The sequence below is a fragment of the Hydrogenophaga sp. GW456-12-10-14-TSB4 genome, from assembly GCF_059424305.1.
Genome location: NZ_JBWKZH010000023.1, coordinates 44336 through 61479, shown reverse-complemented (window position 1 = coordinate 61479; position 17144 = coordinate 44336). Strand labels below are relative to the sequence as shown.

Sequence of the window (17144 nt, the reverse complement as noted above, 5' to 3'; positions counted from 1 at the left end):
CATGGTTGAAATCGAACTCGACGGCAAGAAGGTGGAAGTGGCGCCGGGCAGCATGGTCATGCATGCGGCCGAAAAGGCCGGCACCTACATCCCGCACTTCTGCTACCACAAGAAGCTGTCCATCGCGGCCAACTGCCGCATGTGCCTGGTGGACGTGGAGAAGGCCCCCAAGCCCATGCCCGCCTGCGCCACGCCGGTCACGCAAGGCATGATCGTTCGCACCAAGAGCGACAAGGCGATCAAGGCCCAGCAGTCGGTGATGGAGTTCCTGCTCATCAACCACCCGCTGGACTGCCCCATCTGCGACCAGGGCGGCGAGTGCCAGCTGCAGGATCTGGCCGTCGGCTACGGCGGCTCCGGTTCGCGCTACGAAGAAGAAAAGCGCGTGGTCTTCCACAAGGACGTGGGCCCGCTGATCTCCATGGAGGAGATGAGCCGCTGCATCCACTGCACCCGCTGCGTGCGTTTCGGCCAGGAAGTGGCCGGCGTGATGGAGCTGGGCATGTCGCACCGCGGCGAACACGCCGAGATCGAGACCTTCCTGGGCGACACGGTCGACTCCGAGCTCTCGGGCAACATGATCGACATCTGCCCGGTGGGCGCACTCACCAGCAAGCCGTTCCGCTACAGCGCCCGCACCTGGGAACTCTCGCGCCGCAAGAGCGTGAGCCCGCACGACTCCACCGGTGCCAACCTGATCGTCCAGGTGAAGAACCACAAGGTCATGCGCGTGGTGCCGCTGGAGAACGAAGCCGTCAACGAATGCTGGATCGCCGACCGCGACCGCTTCTCGTACGAGGCCGTCAACAGCGAAGAGCGCCTGACCTCGCCCATGCTCAAGCAGGGCGGTGAGTGGAAGACGGTCGACTGGCAGACCGCGCTCGAGTACGTGGCCAACGGCCTGAAGCAGGTCAAGGCCGACCACGGCGCTGGCGCCATCGGCCTGCTGGCCAGCCCGCACAGCACGCTCGAAGAGCTGGCCCTGGCCGGCGCCCTCGTGCGCGGCCTGGGCAGCCAGAACATCGACGCCCGCCTGCGCCACGCCGATTTCTCCAACACCGCGCCGGCTGGCGCGGCCCGCTGGCTGGGTCTGCCGATCGCCTCGCTGTCCACGCTGCAGCGCGTGCTCGTGATCGGCTCCAACCTGCGCAAGGACCACCCGCTGTTCGCGCAGCGCATCCGCCAGGCCCAGCGCAAGGACGCGCAGGTCAACGTGCTCAACGCCGTCGCGCAGGACTGGGCGATGCCGGTGAAGAACACCGTGCTGGCCGACAGCGGCCTGTGGGTGTCGGCACTGGCTGGCATCGCAGCCGCCATCGGCGCCGAAACGGGTGCCGCGGCGCCCGTGAGCGGTGAAGCCACGGACGCGCACCGCGCGGTGGCCAAGTCCCTGCTGGGTGGCGAACAGAAAGCCATCCTGCTGGGCAACGCCGCCGCCCACCACGCCAAGGCATCGAGCCTGCTCGCGCTGGCCAACTGGATCGCGCAACAGACCGGCGCCACCGTGGGTTACCTCACCGAAGCGGCCAACACCGTCGGCGCGCAGCTGGTGAACGCGGTGCCGGGGCAGGGCGGTCTGAACGCCGGCCAGATGCTGGTCGGCAAGCTCAAGGCCGCCATCCTGCTCAACACCGAACCCGCCCAGGACACCGCCGTCGGTGCCACGGGTCTGGCGGCGGCCGACATGGTCGTCACGCTCAGCCCGTTCAAGACCAACCTCGACGTGAGCGACGTGCTGCTGCCCATCGCCCCGTTCACCGAAACCTCGGGTTCCTTCGTGAACGCCGAAGGCCGCCTGCAAGGTTTCCATGCCGTCGTGCGCCCGCTGGGCGACACGCGCCCGGCCTGGAAGGTGCTGCGCGTGCTCGGCAACCTGCTGGAGCTGCCTGGCTTCGACGCCGACTCTTCGCAGGCCGTGCTGGCCGCGGCACTGCCGGGCGTGAGCAACGGCAGCGTGGTCGATGCCGCCCGCCTGTCCAACGCGAGCAGCGCGGCGATCGACACGGCGCCTGCCGAAGTCGCGCCCTGCGTCGCGTCCATCTACCAGCTCGACGGCCTGGTGCGCCGCTCGACCGCCCTGCAACTCACCGCCGACGCGCGGAACGCCCCAGCCGTGGAAGGAGCCGCAGCGTGATCGATGCGATGTACAACGGCGGCCTGGGCCTGATCGCCGCCGACTGGTGGGCCACCGGCGCCTGGCCTGTCATCTGGAACCTGATCAAGATCGTGGTCGTGCTCGCGCCGCTGATGGGTGCGGTCGCCTACCTCACGCTGTGGGAGCGCAAGCTGCTGGGCTGGATCCAGGTCCGCCACGGCCCCAACCGCGTGGGCCCCTTCGGCCTGCTGCAGCCGATCGCCGACGCGCTCAAGCTGCTGACCAAGGAGCTGATCCGCCCCAGCGCCGCCAGCAACGGCCTGTTCCGCCTCGGCCCGGTCATGGCCATCATGCCGGCGCTCGCCGCCTGGGTGGCGATCCCCTTCGGGCCCGAAGCGATCATCGCCAACGTGAACGCCGGCCTGCTGGTGATCCTGGCCATCACCTCGATCGAGGTCTACGGCGTGATCATTGCCGGCTGGGCGTCCAACTCCAAATACGCCTTCCTCGGCGCGCTGCGCGCCTCGGCGCAGATGGTGAGCTACGAAATCGCCATTGGCTTCTGCTTCCTGGTGGTGGTCATGACCGCCGGCAGCCTGCACCTGGGTGAGATCGTGGCCTCGCAGGCGCGCGGCATGGGGGCCAACATGGGCCTGGGCTTCCTGTCCTGGAACTGGCTGCCGCTGCTGCCGATCTTCTTCGTCTACCTGATCTCCGGCGTGGCCGAAACCAACCGCCACCCCTTCGACGTGGTCGAAGGCGAGGCCGAAATCGTCGCCGGCCACATGGTCGAGTACTCGGGCATGGGCTTCGCCATCTTCTTCCTGGCCGAATACGCCAGCATGTGGCTGGTCTCCGTGCTGGCTGTGCTGATGTTCCTGGGCGGCTGGCTGTCGCCGATCGCCGCGCTCGACTTCATCCCGGGCTGGATCTGGCTCGGCATCAAGACCTGTGTCGTGGTGTCCATGTTCATCTGGATCCGCGCCACCTTCCCCCGCTTCCGTTACGACCAGATCATGCGTCTGGGCTGGAAGATCTTCATCCCGGTCACGCTGATCTGGCTGCTCCTCGTGGGCGCGCTCATGCAGACCCCGTGGAACATCTGGAAATAAGCAGGGCGAACGACCATGTCCACCACCACCGCCAATTCCAATGCGTCGCCCGCGTTCGCCGCGCCGTTTTCTTTCCGCGACTTCTTCAACAGCTTCCTGCTGGTGGAGCTGTTCAAGGGCATGGCCCTGACCGGTCGCTACGCCTTCAAGCGCAAGGTCACGGTGCAATTCCCCGAGGAAAAGACGCCGCTGTCGCCGCGCTTCCGCGGCCTGCACGCCCTGCGCCGCTACGAGAACGGTGAAGAGCGCTGCATCGCCTGCAAGCTCTGCGAAGCCGTCTGCCCGGCGATGGCCATCACCATCGAGTCCGACGTGCGCGCCGACGGTTCGCGCCGCACCACGCGCTACGACATCGACCTCACCAAGTGCATCTTCTGCGGCTTCTGCGAAGAGAGCTGCCCGGTCGACTCCATCGTCGAGACGCATGTCTTCGAGTACCACGGCGAAAAGCGCGGTGACCTGTACTTCACCAAGGAGATGCTGCTGGCCGTGGGCGACCGCTACGAGTCCGAGATCGCCGCCGCCCGGGCCTCTGACGCCCCCTACCGCTGATCGGCGCTGAACCCGACTCGGCCGGACCAGACGACACAAGAACCACGACGCCATGGATTACCAGACCGGCTTTTTCTACCTGTTCGCCGCGGTGCTGCTCTATGCAGGCTACCGCGTGATCACCGCGCGTAACCCGGTGCATGCCGTGCTGCACCTCATGCTCGCGTTCTCGCAGGCGGCGGCGCTGTGGCTGCTGCTCAAGGCCGAGTTCCTGGGCATCACGCTGGTGCTGGTGTACCTGGGCGCGGTGATGGTGCTGTTCCTCTTCGTCGTGATGATGCTCGACATCAACCTGGACACGGTGCGCCAGGGCTTCTGGCGGCACTTCCCGCTGGCGGCCCTGCTGGGCGCCTTCGTGGCGGCTGAGCTCATCGCCGTGCTGTGGGTCGGCTTCCCCACGATCACCGAGGCGGTGGGCTCCGGTGCCGCCGGCGCCGCCAACTACTCCAACACCCGTGAACTGGGCGTGCTGCTCTACACCGAGTACCTGTACCCGATCGAAGTGGCCGCCGTGATCCTGCTGGTGGCCATGATCGCCGCCATCGCGCTGACCCTGCGCAAGCGCAAGGACAGCAAGGCCATCAACCCCAACCTGCAGGTGCACGTGCGCGCCAGCGACCGCCTGGTGGTGCTGCCCATGAACGCCACGCAGAAAGCCGCACCCGCCGCCCAAGCGGCAGCCGCCGAGGAGGCCAAGCCATGAACCTGACCCTGGGCCATTTCCTCGCCGTGGGCGCGATCCTGTTCGCGATCTCGGTCGTGGGCATCTTCCTGAACCGCAAGAACCTCATCGTTCTGCTCATGGCCATCGAGCTGATGCTGCTGGCCGTGAACATGAACTTCGTGGCCTTCTCGCACTTCCTGGGCGACATGCACGGCCAGGTCTTCGTGTTTTTCATCCTGACCGTGGCCGCCGCCGAATCGGCGATCGGTCTGGCCATTCTCGTGCTGCTGTTCCGCAACAAGTCGTCGATCAGCGTCGAAGAGCTCAACACCCTCAAGGGTTGAGGCCAGGGCCACCCCACACGAGAACTCAGGCAAGAACCCCATGAGCACCACCCTCTCTGCAAGCACCTTGCTCGCCGTTCCGCTGGCCCCATTGCTGGGTTCGGCGATCGCCGGCATCCTGGGCACCACCTTCGGCGGCAACGTGATCGGCCGCCGCGCCTCGCACACCTTCACCATCCTGGGTGTGCTGGTGGCCTTCATCCTCTCGGCCATGACGCTCAAGAGCGTGGCTGTGGACGGCGCGCGCTTCAACGAAACCATCTACACCTGGATGGTGGTGGGCGGCCTGAAGATGGAGATCGGCTTCCTGGTCGACGGCCTCACCGCCATGATGATGGTGGTGGTCACCTTCGTCTCGCTCATGGTGCACCTCTACACCATCGGCTACATGGAAGAGGACGACGGCTACAACCGCTTCTTCGCCTACATCTCGCTGTTCACCTTCTCCATGCTCATGCTGGTCATGAGCAACAACCTGCTGCAGCTGTTCTTCGGCTGGGAAGCGGTGGGCCTGGTGTCCTACCTGCTGATCGGTTTCTGGTTCAACAAGCCCACGGCGATCTTCGCCAACATGAAGGCCTTCCTGGTCAACCGCGTGGGCGACTTCGGCTTCATCCTCGGCATCGGCCTCATCGTGGCCTACGCCGGCACCATGAACTACACCGAGGTGTTCGCCAAGGCGCCCGAGCTCGGCGCGCTGGGCTTCCCCGGCACCGACTGGATGCTGATCACCGTGATCTGCATCTGCCTGTTCATCGGCGCCATGGGCAAGAGCGCTCAGTTCCCGCTGCACGTCTGGCTGCCCGACTCCATGGAAGGTCCGACACCCATCTCGGCGCTGATCCACGCCGCCACCATGGTGACGGCCGGCATCTTCATGGTCGCGCGCATGTCGCCGCTGTTCGAGCTCTCGGACACCGCGCTCAACTTCATCCTGGTCATCGGCGCGATCACCGCGCTGTTCATGGGCTTCCTGGGCATCATCCAGAACGACATCAAGCGCGTGGTCGCGTACTCCACGCTGTCGCAGCTGGGCTACATGACGGTGGCGCTGGGTGCCTCGGCCTATTCGGTGGCGGTGTTCCACCTGATGACCCACGCCTTCTTCAAGGCGCTGCTGTTCCTGGCCGCCGGCTCGGTCATCATGGGCCTGCACCACAACCAGGACATCCGCTGGATGGGCGGCGTGCGCAAGTACATGCCCATCACCTGGATCACCTCGCTGCTGGGCACGCTGGCCCTGATCGGCACGCCGCTGTTCTCCGGCTTCTACTCCAAGGACAGCATCATCGAGGCGGTGCACTTCAGCACCCTGCCGGCGGCCGGCTTCGCGCACTTCGCGGTGCTCGCCGGTGTGTTCGTCACCTCGTTCTATTCGTTCCGCCTCTACTTCCTGGTGTTCCACGGCAAGGAGCGTTACGACCAGAACCCGGACGCCCACCACGGCCATCACGATGACCATGGCGACCACCACGACGACCATGGCCACGGCCACGGCCATGGCGACGGCAAGCCGCACGAGTCGCCCTGGGTGGTGACGGTGCCGCTGCTGCTGCTGGCCATTCCTTCGGTGGTGATCGGTTTCATGACCATCCAGCCGATGCTGTTCGGCGACTTCTTCAAGGACGCCATCACCATCAACAGCGCGGCCCACCCGGCCATGGCGAAGTTCGGCGAGATGTTCCACGGTCCGCTGGCCATGGCAGTCCACGCCCTCTCGACCGCGCCGCTGTACCTGGCCCTGGCCGGTGCGGTGTGCGCCTGGTACATGTACCTGATCAACCCGGCGGTGCCGGCCGCCATCGCGCGCGCCCTGCGCCCGCTGATCGTGGTGCTGGAAAACAAGTACTACCTGGACTGGTTCAACGAAAACGTGCTCGCCAGGGGCGCGCGCGCCCTGGGCGTCGGCCTCTGGAAGGGCGGCGACCGCGGCGTGATCGAAGGCGGCGTGGTCAACGCCAGCTGGAAACTGGTGGGCGTGGTGTCCTCGGTCGTGCGCCGTGCGCAGACCGGTTACCTCTACCACTACGCGCTCATGATGATCGTGGGCGTGCTGCTGTTCATGACGTATTTCGTCTGGCTCGCCAAATAAGAAGAGGGATAACAAGATGGGTTTGCTGAGCCTTGCAATCTGGACGCCGATCTTCTTCGGCGTCGTGCTGCTGGCCCTGGGCCGCGACGATCAGGCGCACGCGGTGCGCTGGATCGCGCTGGTGGGCGCCATTGCCGGCCTGGCCGTGACCGTGCCGCTGTACACCGGCTTCGAGCTGGGCACCGCCGCGATGCAGTTCGTCGAGAAGCGCGTCTGGATCGAGAACTTCAACGTCAACTACCACCTGGGCGTGGACGGCATCTCGCTCTGGCTGGTGCTGCTGACCGCCTTCATCAACGTGGTGGTGGTGGTGGCCAGCTGGGAGTCGATCACCTCGCGCGTCAACCAGTACATGGGCGCCTTCCTGATCCTCTCGGGCCTGATGATCGGCGTCTTCAGCGCGCAGGACGCGATGCTGTTCTACGTGTTCTTCGAGGCCACGCTGATCCCGATGTACCTCATCATCGGTATCTGGGGCGGCCCGAACAAGATCTACGCGGCCTTCAAGTTCTTCCTGTACACCTTGCTGGGCTCGCTGCTCATGCTGGTGGCCCTGATCTACCTGTACACGCAGTCCGGCGGCAGCTTCGCGCTGGCCGACTGGTACAAGCTGCCCCTGGGCGGTACCGCGCAGACCCTGCTGTTCTTCGCCTTCTTCGCCGCCTTCGCGGTGAAGGTGCCGATGTGGCCGGTGCACACCTGGCTGCCCGACGTGCACGTGGAAGCGCCCACCGGCGGCTCCGCCGTGCTGGCGGCCATCATGCTCAAGCTGGGCGCCTACGGTTTCCTGCGCTTCTCGCTGCCCATCCTGCCCGATGCCGCGCACGAATGGGCCTGGCTGATGATCGCGCTCTCGCTCGTGGCCGTGATCTACGTCGGCCTGGTTGCCATGGTGCAGCAGGACATGAAGAAGCTCGTGGCCTACTCGTCGGTGGCGCACATGGGCTTCGTCACCCTCGGCTTCTTCGTCTTCAGCGACCTCGGCGTCTCCGGCGCGATCGTGCAGATGATCGCCCACGGCTTCGTCTCGGCCGCCATGTTCCTGGGCATCGGCGTGCTGTACGACCGCGTGCACTCGCGTGAAATCGCCGACTACGGCGGCGTGGTCAACACCATGCCCAAGTTCGCCGCCTTCGCGCTGCTCTTCACCATGGCCAACTGCGGCCTGCCGGGCACCGCCGGTTTCGTGGGCGAGTGGATGGTCATCATCGCCGCCGTCAAGGCCAACTTCTGGATCGGCCTGCTGGCCGCCTCGGCCCTGATCTTCGGCGCCGCCTACTCGCTGTGGATGTACAAGCGCGTCTACCTCGGCAGCGTGGGCAACGACAACGTCAAGGCCCTGGTCGACATTAACGCGCGCGAATTCCTGGTGCTGGGCGTGCTGGCGCTGGCCGTGCTCTACATGGGTGTCTATCCCAAGCCCTTCACCGACGTGATGGACGCGTCCGTGGCCGAGTTGCTGCGCCACGTCGCCATCTCCAAACTGAACTGAGCCCACGCTACACGAGAGAATCCTCACATGATTGACAAGCTCAGCTGGGTCGCGGCTTACCCGGAAATTCTCCTCATGACGATGGCCTGCGTGATTGCGCTGGTCGATCTGGCGGTGAAGACGCCGCTGCGCGGCGTCACCTACGGCCTGACCCTGCTCACGCTGGGTGCCGTCGCCGTGCTGCAAGGCCTGGCCGCGAGCGCGGGCAACACCGTCTACGGTTTCGGCGGCATGATCGTCAGCGACCCGATGGGCAACTGGCTCAAGTGCTTCGCCTCGATCGCCATGATGGTCACCTTCGTGTACGGCCGCGCCTACTCGGGCCAGCGCGACATGCTGCGTGGCGGCGAGCTGTTCAGCCTGGGCATGTTCGCGCTGCTGGGCATGTTCGTCATGATCTCCAGCCACCACTTCCTGGTGATCTACCTCGGTTTGGAACTGCTCACGCTCTCCAGCTACGCCCTGGTGGCGCTGCGCCGCGACGACGTGAAGGCCACGGAAGCGGCCATGAAGTACTTCGTGCTGGGCGCGCTCGCCAGCGGTTTCCTGCTCTATGGCCTCTCCATGGTCTACGGCGCCACCGGTTCCCTGAACCTGACCGAGGTGATGCTGACCATCGCCGGCGGCGGTGACACGCTCAGGGGCTCGCCGCAGGTGCTCACGCTCGGCCTCGTGTTCGTGGTCGCCGGCCTGGCCTTCAAGCTCGGCGTGGTGCCCTTCCACATGTGGGTGCCCGACGTGTACCACGGCGCGCCCACGGCCATCACGCTCATGATCGGTGGCGCGCCCAAGCTGGCCGCGTTCGCCATCGTGATCCGCCTGCTGGTCGAAGGCCTGCAGCCGATGGCGGTGGACTGGCAGCAGATGCTCGCGGTGCTGGCCGTCATGTCGCTGCTGGTGGGCAACCTCGCCGCCATCGCGCAGAACAACCTCAAGCGCATGCTGGCGTTCTCGACCATCGCGCAGATGGGCTTCATGCTGCTGGGCCTGCTGGCCGGGGTGGTGCAGGGCGCCGACGGCCTGGACACCAGCAACATGGCCAACGCCTACGGCTCGTCCATGTTCTACGTCGTTACCTACGTGCTGACCACGCTGGGCACCTTCGGCGTGATTCTGCTGCTCTCGCGCAGCGGTTTCGAGTCGGACAACATCAACGACCTGGCCGGCCTGAACCAGCGCAGCCCGCTGTACGCCGGCGTCATGGCCGTCTGCATGTTCTCGCTGGCCGGTGTGCCCCCGCTGGTGGGTTTCTACGCCAAGCTGTCCGTGCTGCAGGCCTTGCTGGCTTCCAGTGGCGCCTTCTACGTGGGCCTGGCCGTGTTCGCCGTGGTCATGTCGCTGATCGGCGCCTTCTACTACCTGCGCGTGGTCAAGATCATGTACTTCGACGCCCCCACGCAGACCGCCGACATCGAGGCGGGCCTGGACGCGCGCTCGGTGCTCTCCATCAACGGCCTGCTGGTGCTGGTGCTGGGCATCGTGCCCGGTGGCCTCATGACCCTGTGTGCCCAGGCCGTGGCGAAACTGCTCGGCTGAACGCGTCGGCGGCGAACCGGTGAACTTGCCGGTGGCCGTCGGCTCACACCGTTCCATGACCCACACATTCTCCGTCTGGCTGGTGTTGATCGCCGCCTTCATCGCCGCCAACCTGCCTTTCCTCAACGATCGCTGGCTGGCCGTGCTGCCCCGCCGCGCGCCCAAGACGCTGTGGCTGCGCCTGGCTGAATTGGTGCTGCTGTACTTCGTGGTCGGCGCGCTGGGCCTCGCGCTGGAGCACGACGCCGGCCAGATCGCGCCGCAGGGCTGGGAGTTCTACGCCGTCACGGGCGCGCTGTTCCTCACCCTGGCGTTTCCGGGCTTCGTCTACCGCTACCTGTACCGCCGCCGCGGCTGAGCGCCATGGCCGACGACAGCCACCTCCGAGAAACGCCGCTGTCGCGCACCGAGCTGCTGCGCGGCCATTTCCTGCACGTGGTGCGCGACACCGTGCGCATGCCCGACGGCGCCCAGGCCACGCGCGAGTTCGTGCTGCACCCCGGCGCTGTGATGGTGATCGGCCTGCTGGACGACGGCCGGGTGGTGATGGAGCGGCAGTTCCGCCACCCCATGCAGGCGGTGATGATCGAATTCCCCGCCGGCAAGCTCGATGCGGGCGAGGGCAGTCTGGCCTGCGCGAAGCGCGAATTGCTCGAAGAAACCGGCTACCGCGCGCGCGAGTGGGCTTTCGCCGGCCGGCTCGCCCCCACCATCGCCTACTCCGACGAGGTCATCGACATCTGGTTCGCGCGCGGCCTCACGCTGGGCGAGCGCCGGCTTGACGAGGGCGAGTTCCTGGACGTGTTCGCCGCCACCCCTGCCGAGCTGCAGGCCTGGTGCTTCAGCGGCGACGTGATCGACTGCAAGACCCTGATCGGCTCCATGTGGCTGCAGAATGTGCTGCGGGGCGAATGGGTTCTGGCCTGGAACCCGCGCCCTGACGGGGCGGATGCGGGACAATCCGGGGCATGAAGGTCCTCAACCTGCAATGCGCGCACCAGCACGAATTCGAAGGCTGGTTCGGCTCCGAAGACGACTACACGAGCCAGCTGGAGCGCGGCCTGGTGTCGTGCCCGATGTGCGGTGATGTGCACATCGAGAAGAAGCTCTCGGCCCCCAGGCTGAACCTGCGCGCCGGCCGCCAGGAGGCACAGGCTCCTGCCGCCGGCAACGCCGCCGTGGCCATGAGCAACCACGGCGCCCAGCCCGACCTGGTGGCCATGCAGGCGCGCATCCTTCAGGCGCTGCGCGAGGTGATGGCGAACACCGAAGACGTGGGCGAGCGCTTTGCCGACGAAGCCCGCGCCATGCACCATGGCGAGGTCGAGCACCGGCAGATCCGTGGGCAGGCCAGCCCGCAGGAAGCGCTGGAACTGATGGAAGAGGGCATCGAGGTGATTGCCCTGCCTTCGGTGCCAGGGATCAAGGAAACCCTGCAGTAGGCCACCACCGGACCCGTATGAAAAAAGCCCCGCATCGCGGGGCTTTCTCTTGAGCAAGCCGACTGGGCTCAGGGGTACAACCCGCGAAGATCTCGGGCATGGAGGATCCTTTTGCAGGCCACGATGAAAGTCGCCGTGCGCAGGCTCACCTTGTTCTCGTCGGCCACCTGCCACACGGCGGCGAAGGCGTCCTTCATGATCTTCACCAGGCGGGCGTTGATCTCGTCCTCGCTCCAGAAGAAGCTGGAGAAGTCCTGCACCCACTCGAAGTAGCTCACCGTCACGCCGCCGGCGTTGGCGATCACGTCGGGCAGCACCAGCACGTTGCGCTCGTGCAGGATGTCGTCGGCCTGCGGCGTGGTCGGGCCGTTGGCGCCCTCGATCACCATGCGCGCCTGGATGCGGCCGGCGTTGGCTTCAGTGATCTGCGATTCGAGCGCGGCGGGGATGAGGATGTCGCAAGGCACGCCCCAGAAGGCGTCGTTGGCGATCACCTCGGCACTGGCAAAGCCCGCCACCGTGCCAGCCTGTTTCACATGCGCCAGCAGCGCGGGCACGTCGAGCCCGGCTTCGCGGTAGATGGTGCCGCCGTGGTCCTGCACCGCGACCACCTTGGCGCCGGCTTCGGAGAACAGCTTGCCGGCCACGCCGCCCACGTTGCCGAAGCCCTGCACGGCCACGCGCGCGGTCGACACATCCAGGCCGATGCGGCGCGCCGCCTCCACGCCCACGGTGAACACGCCGCGGCCCGTGGCCTCGCGCCGGCCTAGAGAGCCGCCGAGGTCCACCGGCTTGCCGGTGACCACACCCGTGGCGGTGGCGCCCTCGTTCATCGAGTAGGTGTCCATCATCCAGGCCATGATCTGCTCGTTCGTGTTCACGTCCGGCGCCGGGATGTCCTTGGTCGGCCCGATGATGATGCCGATCTCGCTGGTGTAGCGGCGCGTCACGCGCTCGAGTTCACCGCGCGTGAGCTGGCGTGGGTCGACGCGGATGCCGCCCTTGGCGCCGCCGTAAGGCACGTTCACCGCGGCGTTCTTGATCGACATCCAGGCCGACAGGGCCATCACCTCGGACAGCGTCACGTCCTGGTGGAAACGCACACCGCCCTTGCCCGGGCCGCGCGAGGTGTTGTGCTGCACGCGGTAGCCCTCGAAGTGCGCCACGGTGCCGTTGTCCAGGTGGATCGGCACGTCCACGATCAGCGTGCGCTTGGGGCGCTTGAGGGTATCGACCCAGCGCGCCAGCGGGCCCAGGTAGGGCGCGACGCGGTCCACCTGTTGCAGGTAGACGCCCCAGGGGCCGAGGTGCTTGGGATCGAGGTAGGAAGGAAGGGCTTGCGTGAAAACGGCCGGAGCGCTGGTGGCGCTGCCGGCCGGGACGGGCGGTGTTTGTGACATGGAAGATTCCTTTGGTGTGTGGCCCTGTGCTGAGCCAACACGCGGAAGCTTACGGAGATGCCTTCTTCATGTCCAAGGCCATGATGCCATTGTGTTATGCGCTAAATGCATAGTTTGGGTCAGGCGTTGAACTGCAGCGCCGCCAGCCCCGCGTACACGCCGCCGTGCGCCACCAGTTCCGCGTGCGTGCCCTGTTCCACCAGCCGGCCGTGGTCGAGCACCACGATGCGGTCGGCCTGCTGCACGGTCGCCAGGCGGTGGGCGATCACGAGCGTGGTGCGGTCCTTCATGGCCGACTCCAGCGCCGCCTGCACCATGCGCTCGCTCTGCGCGTCCAGCGCGCTGGTGGCTTCGTCGAGCAGCAGCAGGGGCGGGTTCTTGAGCATGGCGCGCGCGATCGCGATGCGCTGGCGCTGCCCGCCCGAGAGCCGCACGCCGCGCTCGCCGAGGAAGGTGTCGTAGCCCTCGGGCAGTTTCTCGATGAACTCGTCGGCGAAGGCCGCGGCGGCGGCCGCGCGCACCTCGGCGTCGCTCGCGCCGGGCTTGCCGTAGCGGATGTTCTCCAGCGCGCTGCTGGAGAAGATCACCGGGTCCTGCGGCACGATGCCGATGCGCTGGCGCAGCGCGTGCAGGTCCAGCTGGTCGATCGGCACGCCGTCGAGCCGGATGCTGCCCAGCGCCGGGTCGTAGTAGCGCAGCAGCAGGCCGAACACGGTCGTCTTGCCTGCCCCGCTGGGGCCGACCAGCGCCACCGTCTGCCCCGGCTGCACGGCCAGGGTGAAGCCGCTGAGGGCGGCCTGGGTGGGGCGCGAGGGGTAGTGGAAGCTCACGTCGTCGAACGCCAGCGCGCTGCCGCCTTGCGGCGCCGGCGCCTGCAGGGGCCGCGCGGGCGACTGCACCGGCGACTCGCTGGCCAGCAGCTCCATCAGCCGCTCGCTCGCGCCGGCCGCGCGCAGCAGGTCGCCATACACCTCGCCCAGCACCCCCACCGCGCCGGCCAGGATGATGATGTAGACCACGGTCTGGCCCAGGTGCCCGGGCGTGATGGTGCCGGCCAGCACCGCCTGCGTGCCCTGGTACAGGCCCCAGAGCAGCAGCGCGGCGGTGCTGATGATGATGAAGGCCACCATGCCGGCGCGGGCCTTGGTGCGGCGGATGGCGGTGACGAAGGCGCTCTCCGTCGAGTCCTTGAAGCGCAGCGATTCGCGGTCTTCGGCGGTGTAGCTCTGCACGATGGGGATGGCGTTGAGCACCTCGGCCGCGATCGCGCTGGAGTCGGCCACCCGGTCCTGGCTGGCGCGCGAGAGCTTGCGCACGCGCCGCCCGAACCACATGCTGGGCAGCACCACCAGCAGGATGATGAGCAGCACCTGCAGCATCACGTAGGGGTTGGTCCACACCAGCATGATCAAGGCGCCGATGCCCATCACGCCGTTGCGCAGGCCCATGGAGAGCGAGGAGCCCACCACGGTCTGCACCAGCGTGGTGTCGGTGGTCAGGCGTGAGAGCACCTCGCCGGTCTGGGTGGTCTCGAAGAACTGCGGGCTCTGCCGCAGCACGTGGCTGTAGACCGCGTGGCGCAGGTCCGCCGTGATGCGCTCGCCCAGCCAGCTCACCAGGTAGAAGCGCGCGGCGGAGAACAGGCCGAGCGCCACTGCCACGGCGAAGAGTTCGAGGAAGTGGCCGCGCAGCCCCATGGCCTGGGCGCTGCGGTCGCCGGCCACCAGGCCGCCGTCGATCAGGCCGCGCAGCGCCACCGGGAACAACAGCGTGGCGACCGCCGCCAGCACCAGGAACAGCATGGCCAGCACGATCTGCGTGCGATAGGGCCGCATGAAGGGCAGCAGGCCCCCGAGCGAGGTGGGGGATTCGGCTTTCGGGCGGTCGGAGGAGGGCATGGGCATGGGGCACAGTGTGCCGGGTTTGGGCGCCCGGCGGGAATGGGGGCACGGTGCTAGGATGCCTCCCAATTTTTCAATTTCAAGGGACGGGGATGACACAACAGGACGATTTCGCGCCCACCGTGGCGCTGGCGGATGAGCCTGCGCCGGTGCAGATGCTCGACATCCGGTTCACCGGTTCGGGCAGCGAGTACTTCCGCATCTGGATCGTCAACCTGCTGCTCACGCTGGTGACCTTCACCCTGTATGCACCCTTCGCGCGCGCCCGGCGCATTGCCTATTTCCAGAACAACACCCTGGTGGGCGGCGACCCGCTGGGCTTTCACGCCGACCCCCGGAAGATGTTCCGCGGCTACCTGCTGATGCTGCTGCTGGGCGTGGCCTACTGGGCGGTGTCGAACTTCCAGCCCGGGCTGGCGTGGATCGCGCTGCTGGTCTTCATGGTGCTGTGGCCCGCGCTGTGGCGCGCTTCGCTGCAGTTCCGCCTGCGCAACACCAGCTGGCGCGGCGTGCGCCTGTCGTTCGCCGGCGATCTGAAGTCGGCTTACGCGGCCATGCTGCCCTTCTTTCTGCCCGCGCTGGCCTTCGTGCTGTTTCTGCCCGAGGTGAGCGAAGGCGAGGAGATGGCGCCCGAGGCGGCCCGGCGCAGCGCCATCGTCTTCGGTGCGGTGGTGCTGGGCTTTTCGCTGCTCATGCCCTGGCTGATGGCTCGCCTCAAGCGCTACCAGCACGGCGGCTATGTGTTTGCCGAGCAGCGCACCCAGCTCAAGGCCGGCACGGGGCGCTTCTATGGCCTGTTCCTGAAAACCGGTGGCGTGAGCCTGCTGGCCGCGGTGGTGGGGGCGGCGCTGTTCGCCCTGGTGGTGTTCGTGCTGGCGCGCGGCACGTTCACCGACATGGCGGCCGGCCAGCGGCGGGTCCTGGTGACGATGCTGGTGCCGGTGGCGCTGGGCGTGATCTACCTGCTGATCCCCCTGGTGAGCGCGCCGTATTTCGGTGCCCGTTTCCAGGACCTGCTCTGGGGCGGCACCCGCAGCGAGAAGATTCGTTTCGCCAGCGCTTTGCGCTTTCGCAGTCTGTTCCGCGTGACGCTGGTCAACTGGTTGCTGATCGTGGTCACGCTGGGTCTGTACTGGCCCTTTGCCAAGGTGCGCACCGCGCGCCTGAAGCTGGAAGCGATGTCGCTGGACGTGGACGGCCGCGTGGACGATTGGCTGGCGAGCGCGCAGCAGGCCGGCAAGGGGGTGCTGGGCGATGCCGCGGGCGACTTCTTCGGCATGGACATGGGGCTCTGATGAGCGCGTCCGCGTCTCTGCACTCGCGGTGGTTCGATGGCCGCTCGCCCAAGCCGCACGCGGTGACGCTGCAGGTGGAGGCGGGCGAGCTGCTGATGCGCCTGGGGGAGGAGACGCGGCGCTATCCGCTGGCGCGCGTGCGCTGGCCCGAGCGGCGCACGCATGGCCAGCGCCAGGCCGAGCTGCCTGACGGGGGCCTGATCCAGCACGCCGATGCGGCGGAGTGGGATGCCTGGGCGCAGGCCAGCGGGCTGCAGGACAGCGCGGTGGTGGGCTGGATGCAGAGCTGGCGCGCCACGCTGGTCGCCTTGGCGGGCTCGGTGGTGTTTCTGGCGGCGGCCTGGTTGTGGGGCGTGCCCTGGTTGAGCCAGACGCTGGCGCACCAGGTGCCGGATTCGCTGGACCGGCATGTGGGCGAGCAGAGCTTGCAGCAGCTGGACCGGCTGTTCCTGCGGCCGAGCCGGTTGCCGCAGAAGCAGCAGGACGAGCTGCGCCAGCGTTTTGCGTCGGCGGTGGAGCGTGCTTACCCTCAGGGCGACGCGCCGCATTGGGAGCTGGCGTTTCACGCGTCGCCGGTGTTGGGTGCGAATGCGTTTGCGCTACCGGGTGGGTTCATGGTGATGACGGACGAGCTGGTGCTGTTGTTGCAGGATCAGCCCGATGCCCTGGTGGGGGTGCTGGCGCATGAGCTGGGTCATGTGGCGCACCGCGACGGGCTGGATATGGTGGTGCGCGCGAGTCTGATCAGTGCGCTGGTGGGGGTGGTGCTGGGCGACGCCAGCGGTTTCCTGGCGACCGTGCCGGCGACCTTGGCCACGCAGGCCTATTCGCGCGACACCGAGCGGCAGGCGGATGCGCATGCCGCGCGTGTGATGCACGCGGCCGGTATTCCACCTTCGGCCATGGCGGTGTTTTTCGAGCGCATGCTCGCTGAGGCCGACTCGGACGCGCCTTCGGAGGACGATGAGGATGAGCGCGTGTCGTTGCCGATCGCCATCGGGAGCCATCCGGATCACGCGGAACGCATCCGGTTTTTTCGGGAGTGGCGGGGTGAGGATTCTCCTCGCTAGGTTTCTGGCCGTTGTTTCGCGCTGACGGCTGGCGTGGTCCGCGTTCTCCGGCGCTGCTCGCGGACGACTGCCCGAGCGCTCAGGGGTGACTTCATCAACACGGTTGCCTCACGCACCCTCTGTGGCAACCGCGAATCGGCGCCTGCGCC

At 67.1% G+C, this 17144-nt stretch carries 15 protein-coding genes; 13 read left to right on the top strand and 2 right to left on the bottom strand.

What is annotated here, in order from left to right; genetic code table 11:
• Nucleotide 1: 1 nt before the first annotated feature.
• The 11 genes from nuoG to AC07ZS_RS13320 are packed head-to-tail and all read left to right on the top strand — an operon-like array spanning nucleotide 2 to nucleotide 11329.
• Nucleotides 2–2134 carry an NADH-quinone oxidoreductase subunit NuoG gene (gene nuoG, locus AC07ZS_RS13370; protein WP_494799033.1) on the top strand — a complete coding sequence of 711 codons (2133 nt, stop codon included), beginning with the start codon at nucleotides 2–4 and terminating at the stop codon, nucleotides 2132–2134.
• Nucleotides 2131–3207, top strand: coding sequence for an NADH-quinone oxidoreductase subunit NuoH (gene nuoH / locus AC07ZS_RS13365; RefSeq protein ID WP_494799032.1), 1077 nt, complete (start codon nucleotides 2131–2133; stop codon nucleotides 3205–3207). Before nuoG ends, nuoH begins: the two co-directional genes overlap by 4 nt.
• Before the next feature lie 15 nt (nucleotides 3208–3222).
• A complete protein-coding gene (gene nuoI / locus AC07ZS_RS13360; protein ID WP_494799031.1) occupies nucleotides 3223–3759 on the top strand; it encodes an NADH-quinone oxidoreductase subunit NuoI in 537 nt (178 codons plus the stop codon).
• 52 nt (nucleotides 3760–3811) lie between these two features.
• Nucleotides 3812–4462: an NADH-quinone oxidoreductase subunit J gene (locus tag AC07ZS_RS13355; protein ID WP_494799030.1), complete on the top strand. Its 651-nt coding sequence runs from the start codon at nucleotides 3812–3814 to the stop codon at nucleotides 4460–4462.
• Entirely contained in the window at nucleotides 4459–4767 is a 309-nt protein-coding gene (gene nuoK, locus AC07ZS_RS13350; protein WP_494799029.1) for an NADH-quinone oxidoreductase subunit NuoK, read from the top strand. Before AC07ZS_RS13355 ends, nuoK begins: the two co-directional genes overlap by 4 nt.
• A gap of 40 nt (nucleotides 4768–4807) precedes the next feature.
• Nucleotides 4808–6859, top strand: a complete 2052-nt coding sequence (nuoL, locus tag AC07ZS_RS13345) for an NADH-quinone oxidoreductase subunit L (RefSeq protein ID WP_494799028.1) — start codon at nucleotides 4808–4810, stop codon at nucleotides 6857–6859.
• 16 nt (nucleotides 6860–6875) lie between these two features.
• Nucleotides 6876–8351 (top strand): NADH-quinone oxidoreductase subunit M, encoded by a 1476-nt coding sequence (locus tag AC07ZS_RS13340; RefSeq protein WP_494799027.1) that lies wholly within the window; start codon nucleotides 6876–6878, stop codon nucleotides 8349–8351.
• Nucleotides 8352–8378: 27 nt separating this feature from the next.
• A complete protein-coding gene (gene nuoN, locus AC07ZS_RS13335) occupies nucleotides 8379–9887 on the top strand; it encodes an NADH-quinone oxidoreductase subunit NuoN (RefSeq protein ID WP_494799026.1) in 1509 nt (502 codons plus the stop codon).
• A gap of 55 nt (nucleotides 9888–9942) precedes the next feature.
• A complete protein-coding gene (locus AC07ZS_RS13330; RefSeq protein WP_494799025.1) occupies nucleotides 9943–10245 on the top strand; it encodes a DUF2818 family protein in 303 nt (100 codons plus the stop codon).
• A gap of 5 nt (nucleotides 10246–10250) precedes the next feature.
• The gene (locus AC07ZS_RS13325) at nucleotides 10251–10859 is read left to right on the top strand and encodes an NUDIX domain-containing protein (RefSeq protein ID WP_494799024.1); all 609 of its coding nucleotides are present in this window, start codon (nucleotides 10251–10253) and stop codon (nucleotides 10857–10859) included.
• Complete coding sequence (locus AC07ZS_RS13320) at nucleotides 10856–11329, top strand: DUF1178 family protein (RefSeq protein WP_494799023.1); 474 nt, start codon at nucleotides 10856–10858, stop codon at nucleotides 11327–11329. Before AC07ZS_RS13325 ends, AC07ZS_RS13320 begins: the two co-directional genes overlap by 4 nt.
• A 68-nt stretch (nucleotides 11330–11397) precedes the next feature.
• On the opposite strand, the gene AC07ZS_RS13315 is transcribed toward AC07ZS_RS13320, so the two are convergent.
• On the bottom strand, nucleotides 11398–12729 hold the full coding sequence (locus tag AC07ZS_RS13315; RefSeq protein ID WP_494799022.1) for a Glu/Leu/Phe/Val family dehydrogenase: 1332 nt from the start codon (nucleotides 12727–12729) through the stop codon (nucleotides 11398–11400).
• A gap of 119 nt (nucleotides 12730–12848) precedes the next feature.
• A complete protein-coding gene (locus AC07ZS_RS13310) occupies nucleotides 12849–14633 on the bottom strand; it encodes an ABC transporter transmembrane domain-containing protein (RefSeq protein WP_494799021.1) in 1785 nt (594 codons plus the stop codon).
• An 89-nt stretch (nucleotides 14634–14722) separates the two neighbouring features.
• On the opposite strand from AC07ZS_RS13310, the gene AC07ZS_RS13305 reads away from it, so the two are divergent.
• Both AC07ZS_RS13305 and AC07ZS_RS13300 read left to right on the top strand, forming a co-directional pair.
• Entirely contained in the window at nucleotides 14723–15925 is a 1203-nt protein-coding gene (locus AC07ZS_RS13305) for a YjgN family protein (RefSeq protein WP_494799020.1), read from the top strand.
• Nucleotides 15925–16995: a M48 family metallopeptidase gene (locus AC07ZS_RS13300; protein ID WP_494799019.1), complete on the top strand. Its 1071-nt coding sequence runs from the start codon at nucleotides 15925–15927 to the stop codon at nucleotides 16993–16995. The genes AC07ZS_RS13305 and AC07ZS_RS13300 overlap by 1 nt, the downstream gene beginning before the upstream one ends.
• The last annotated feature ends 149 nt before the right edge of the window (nucleotides 16996–17144 follow it).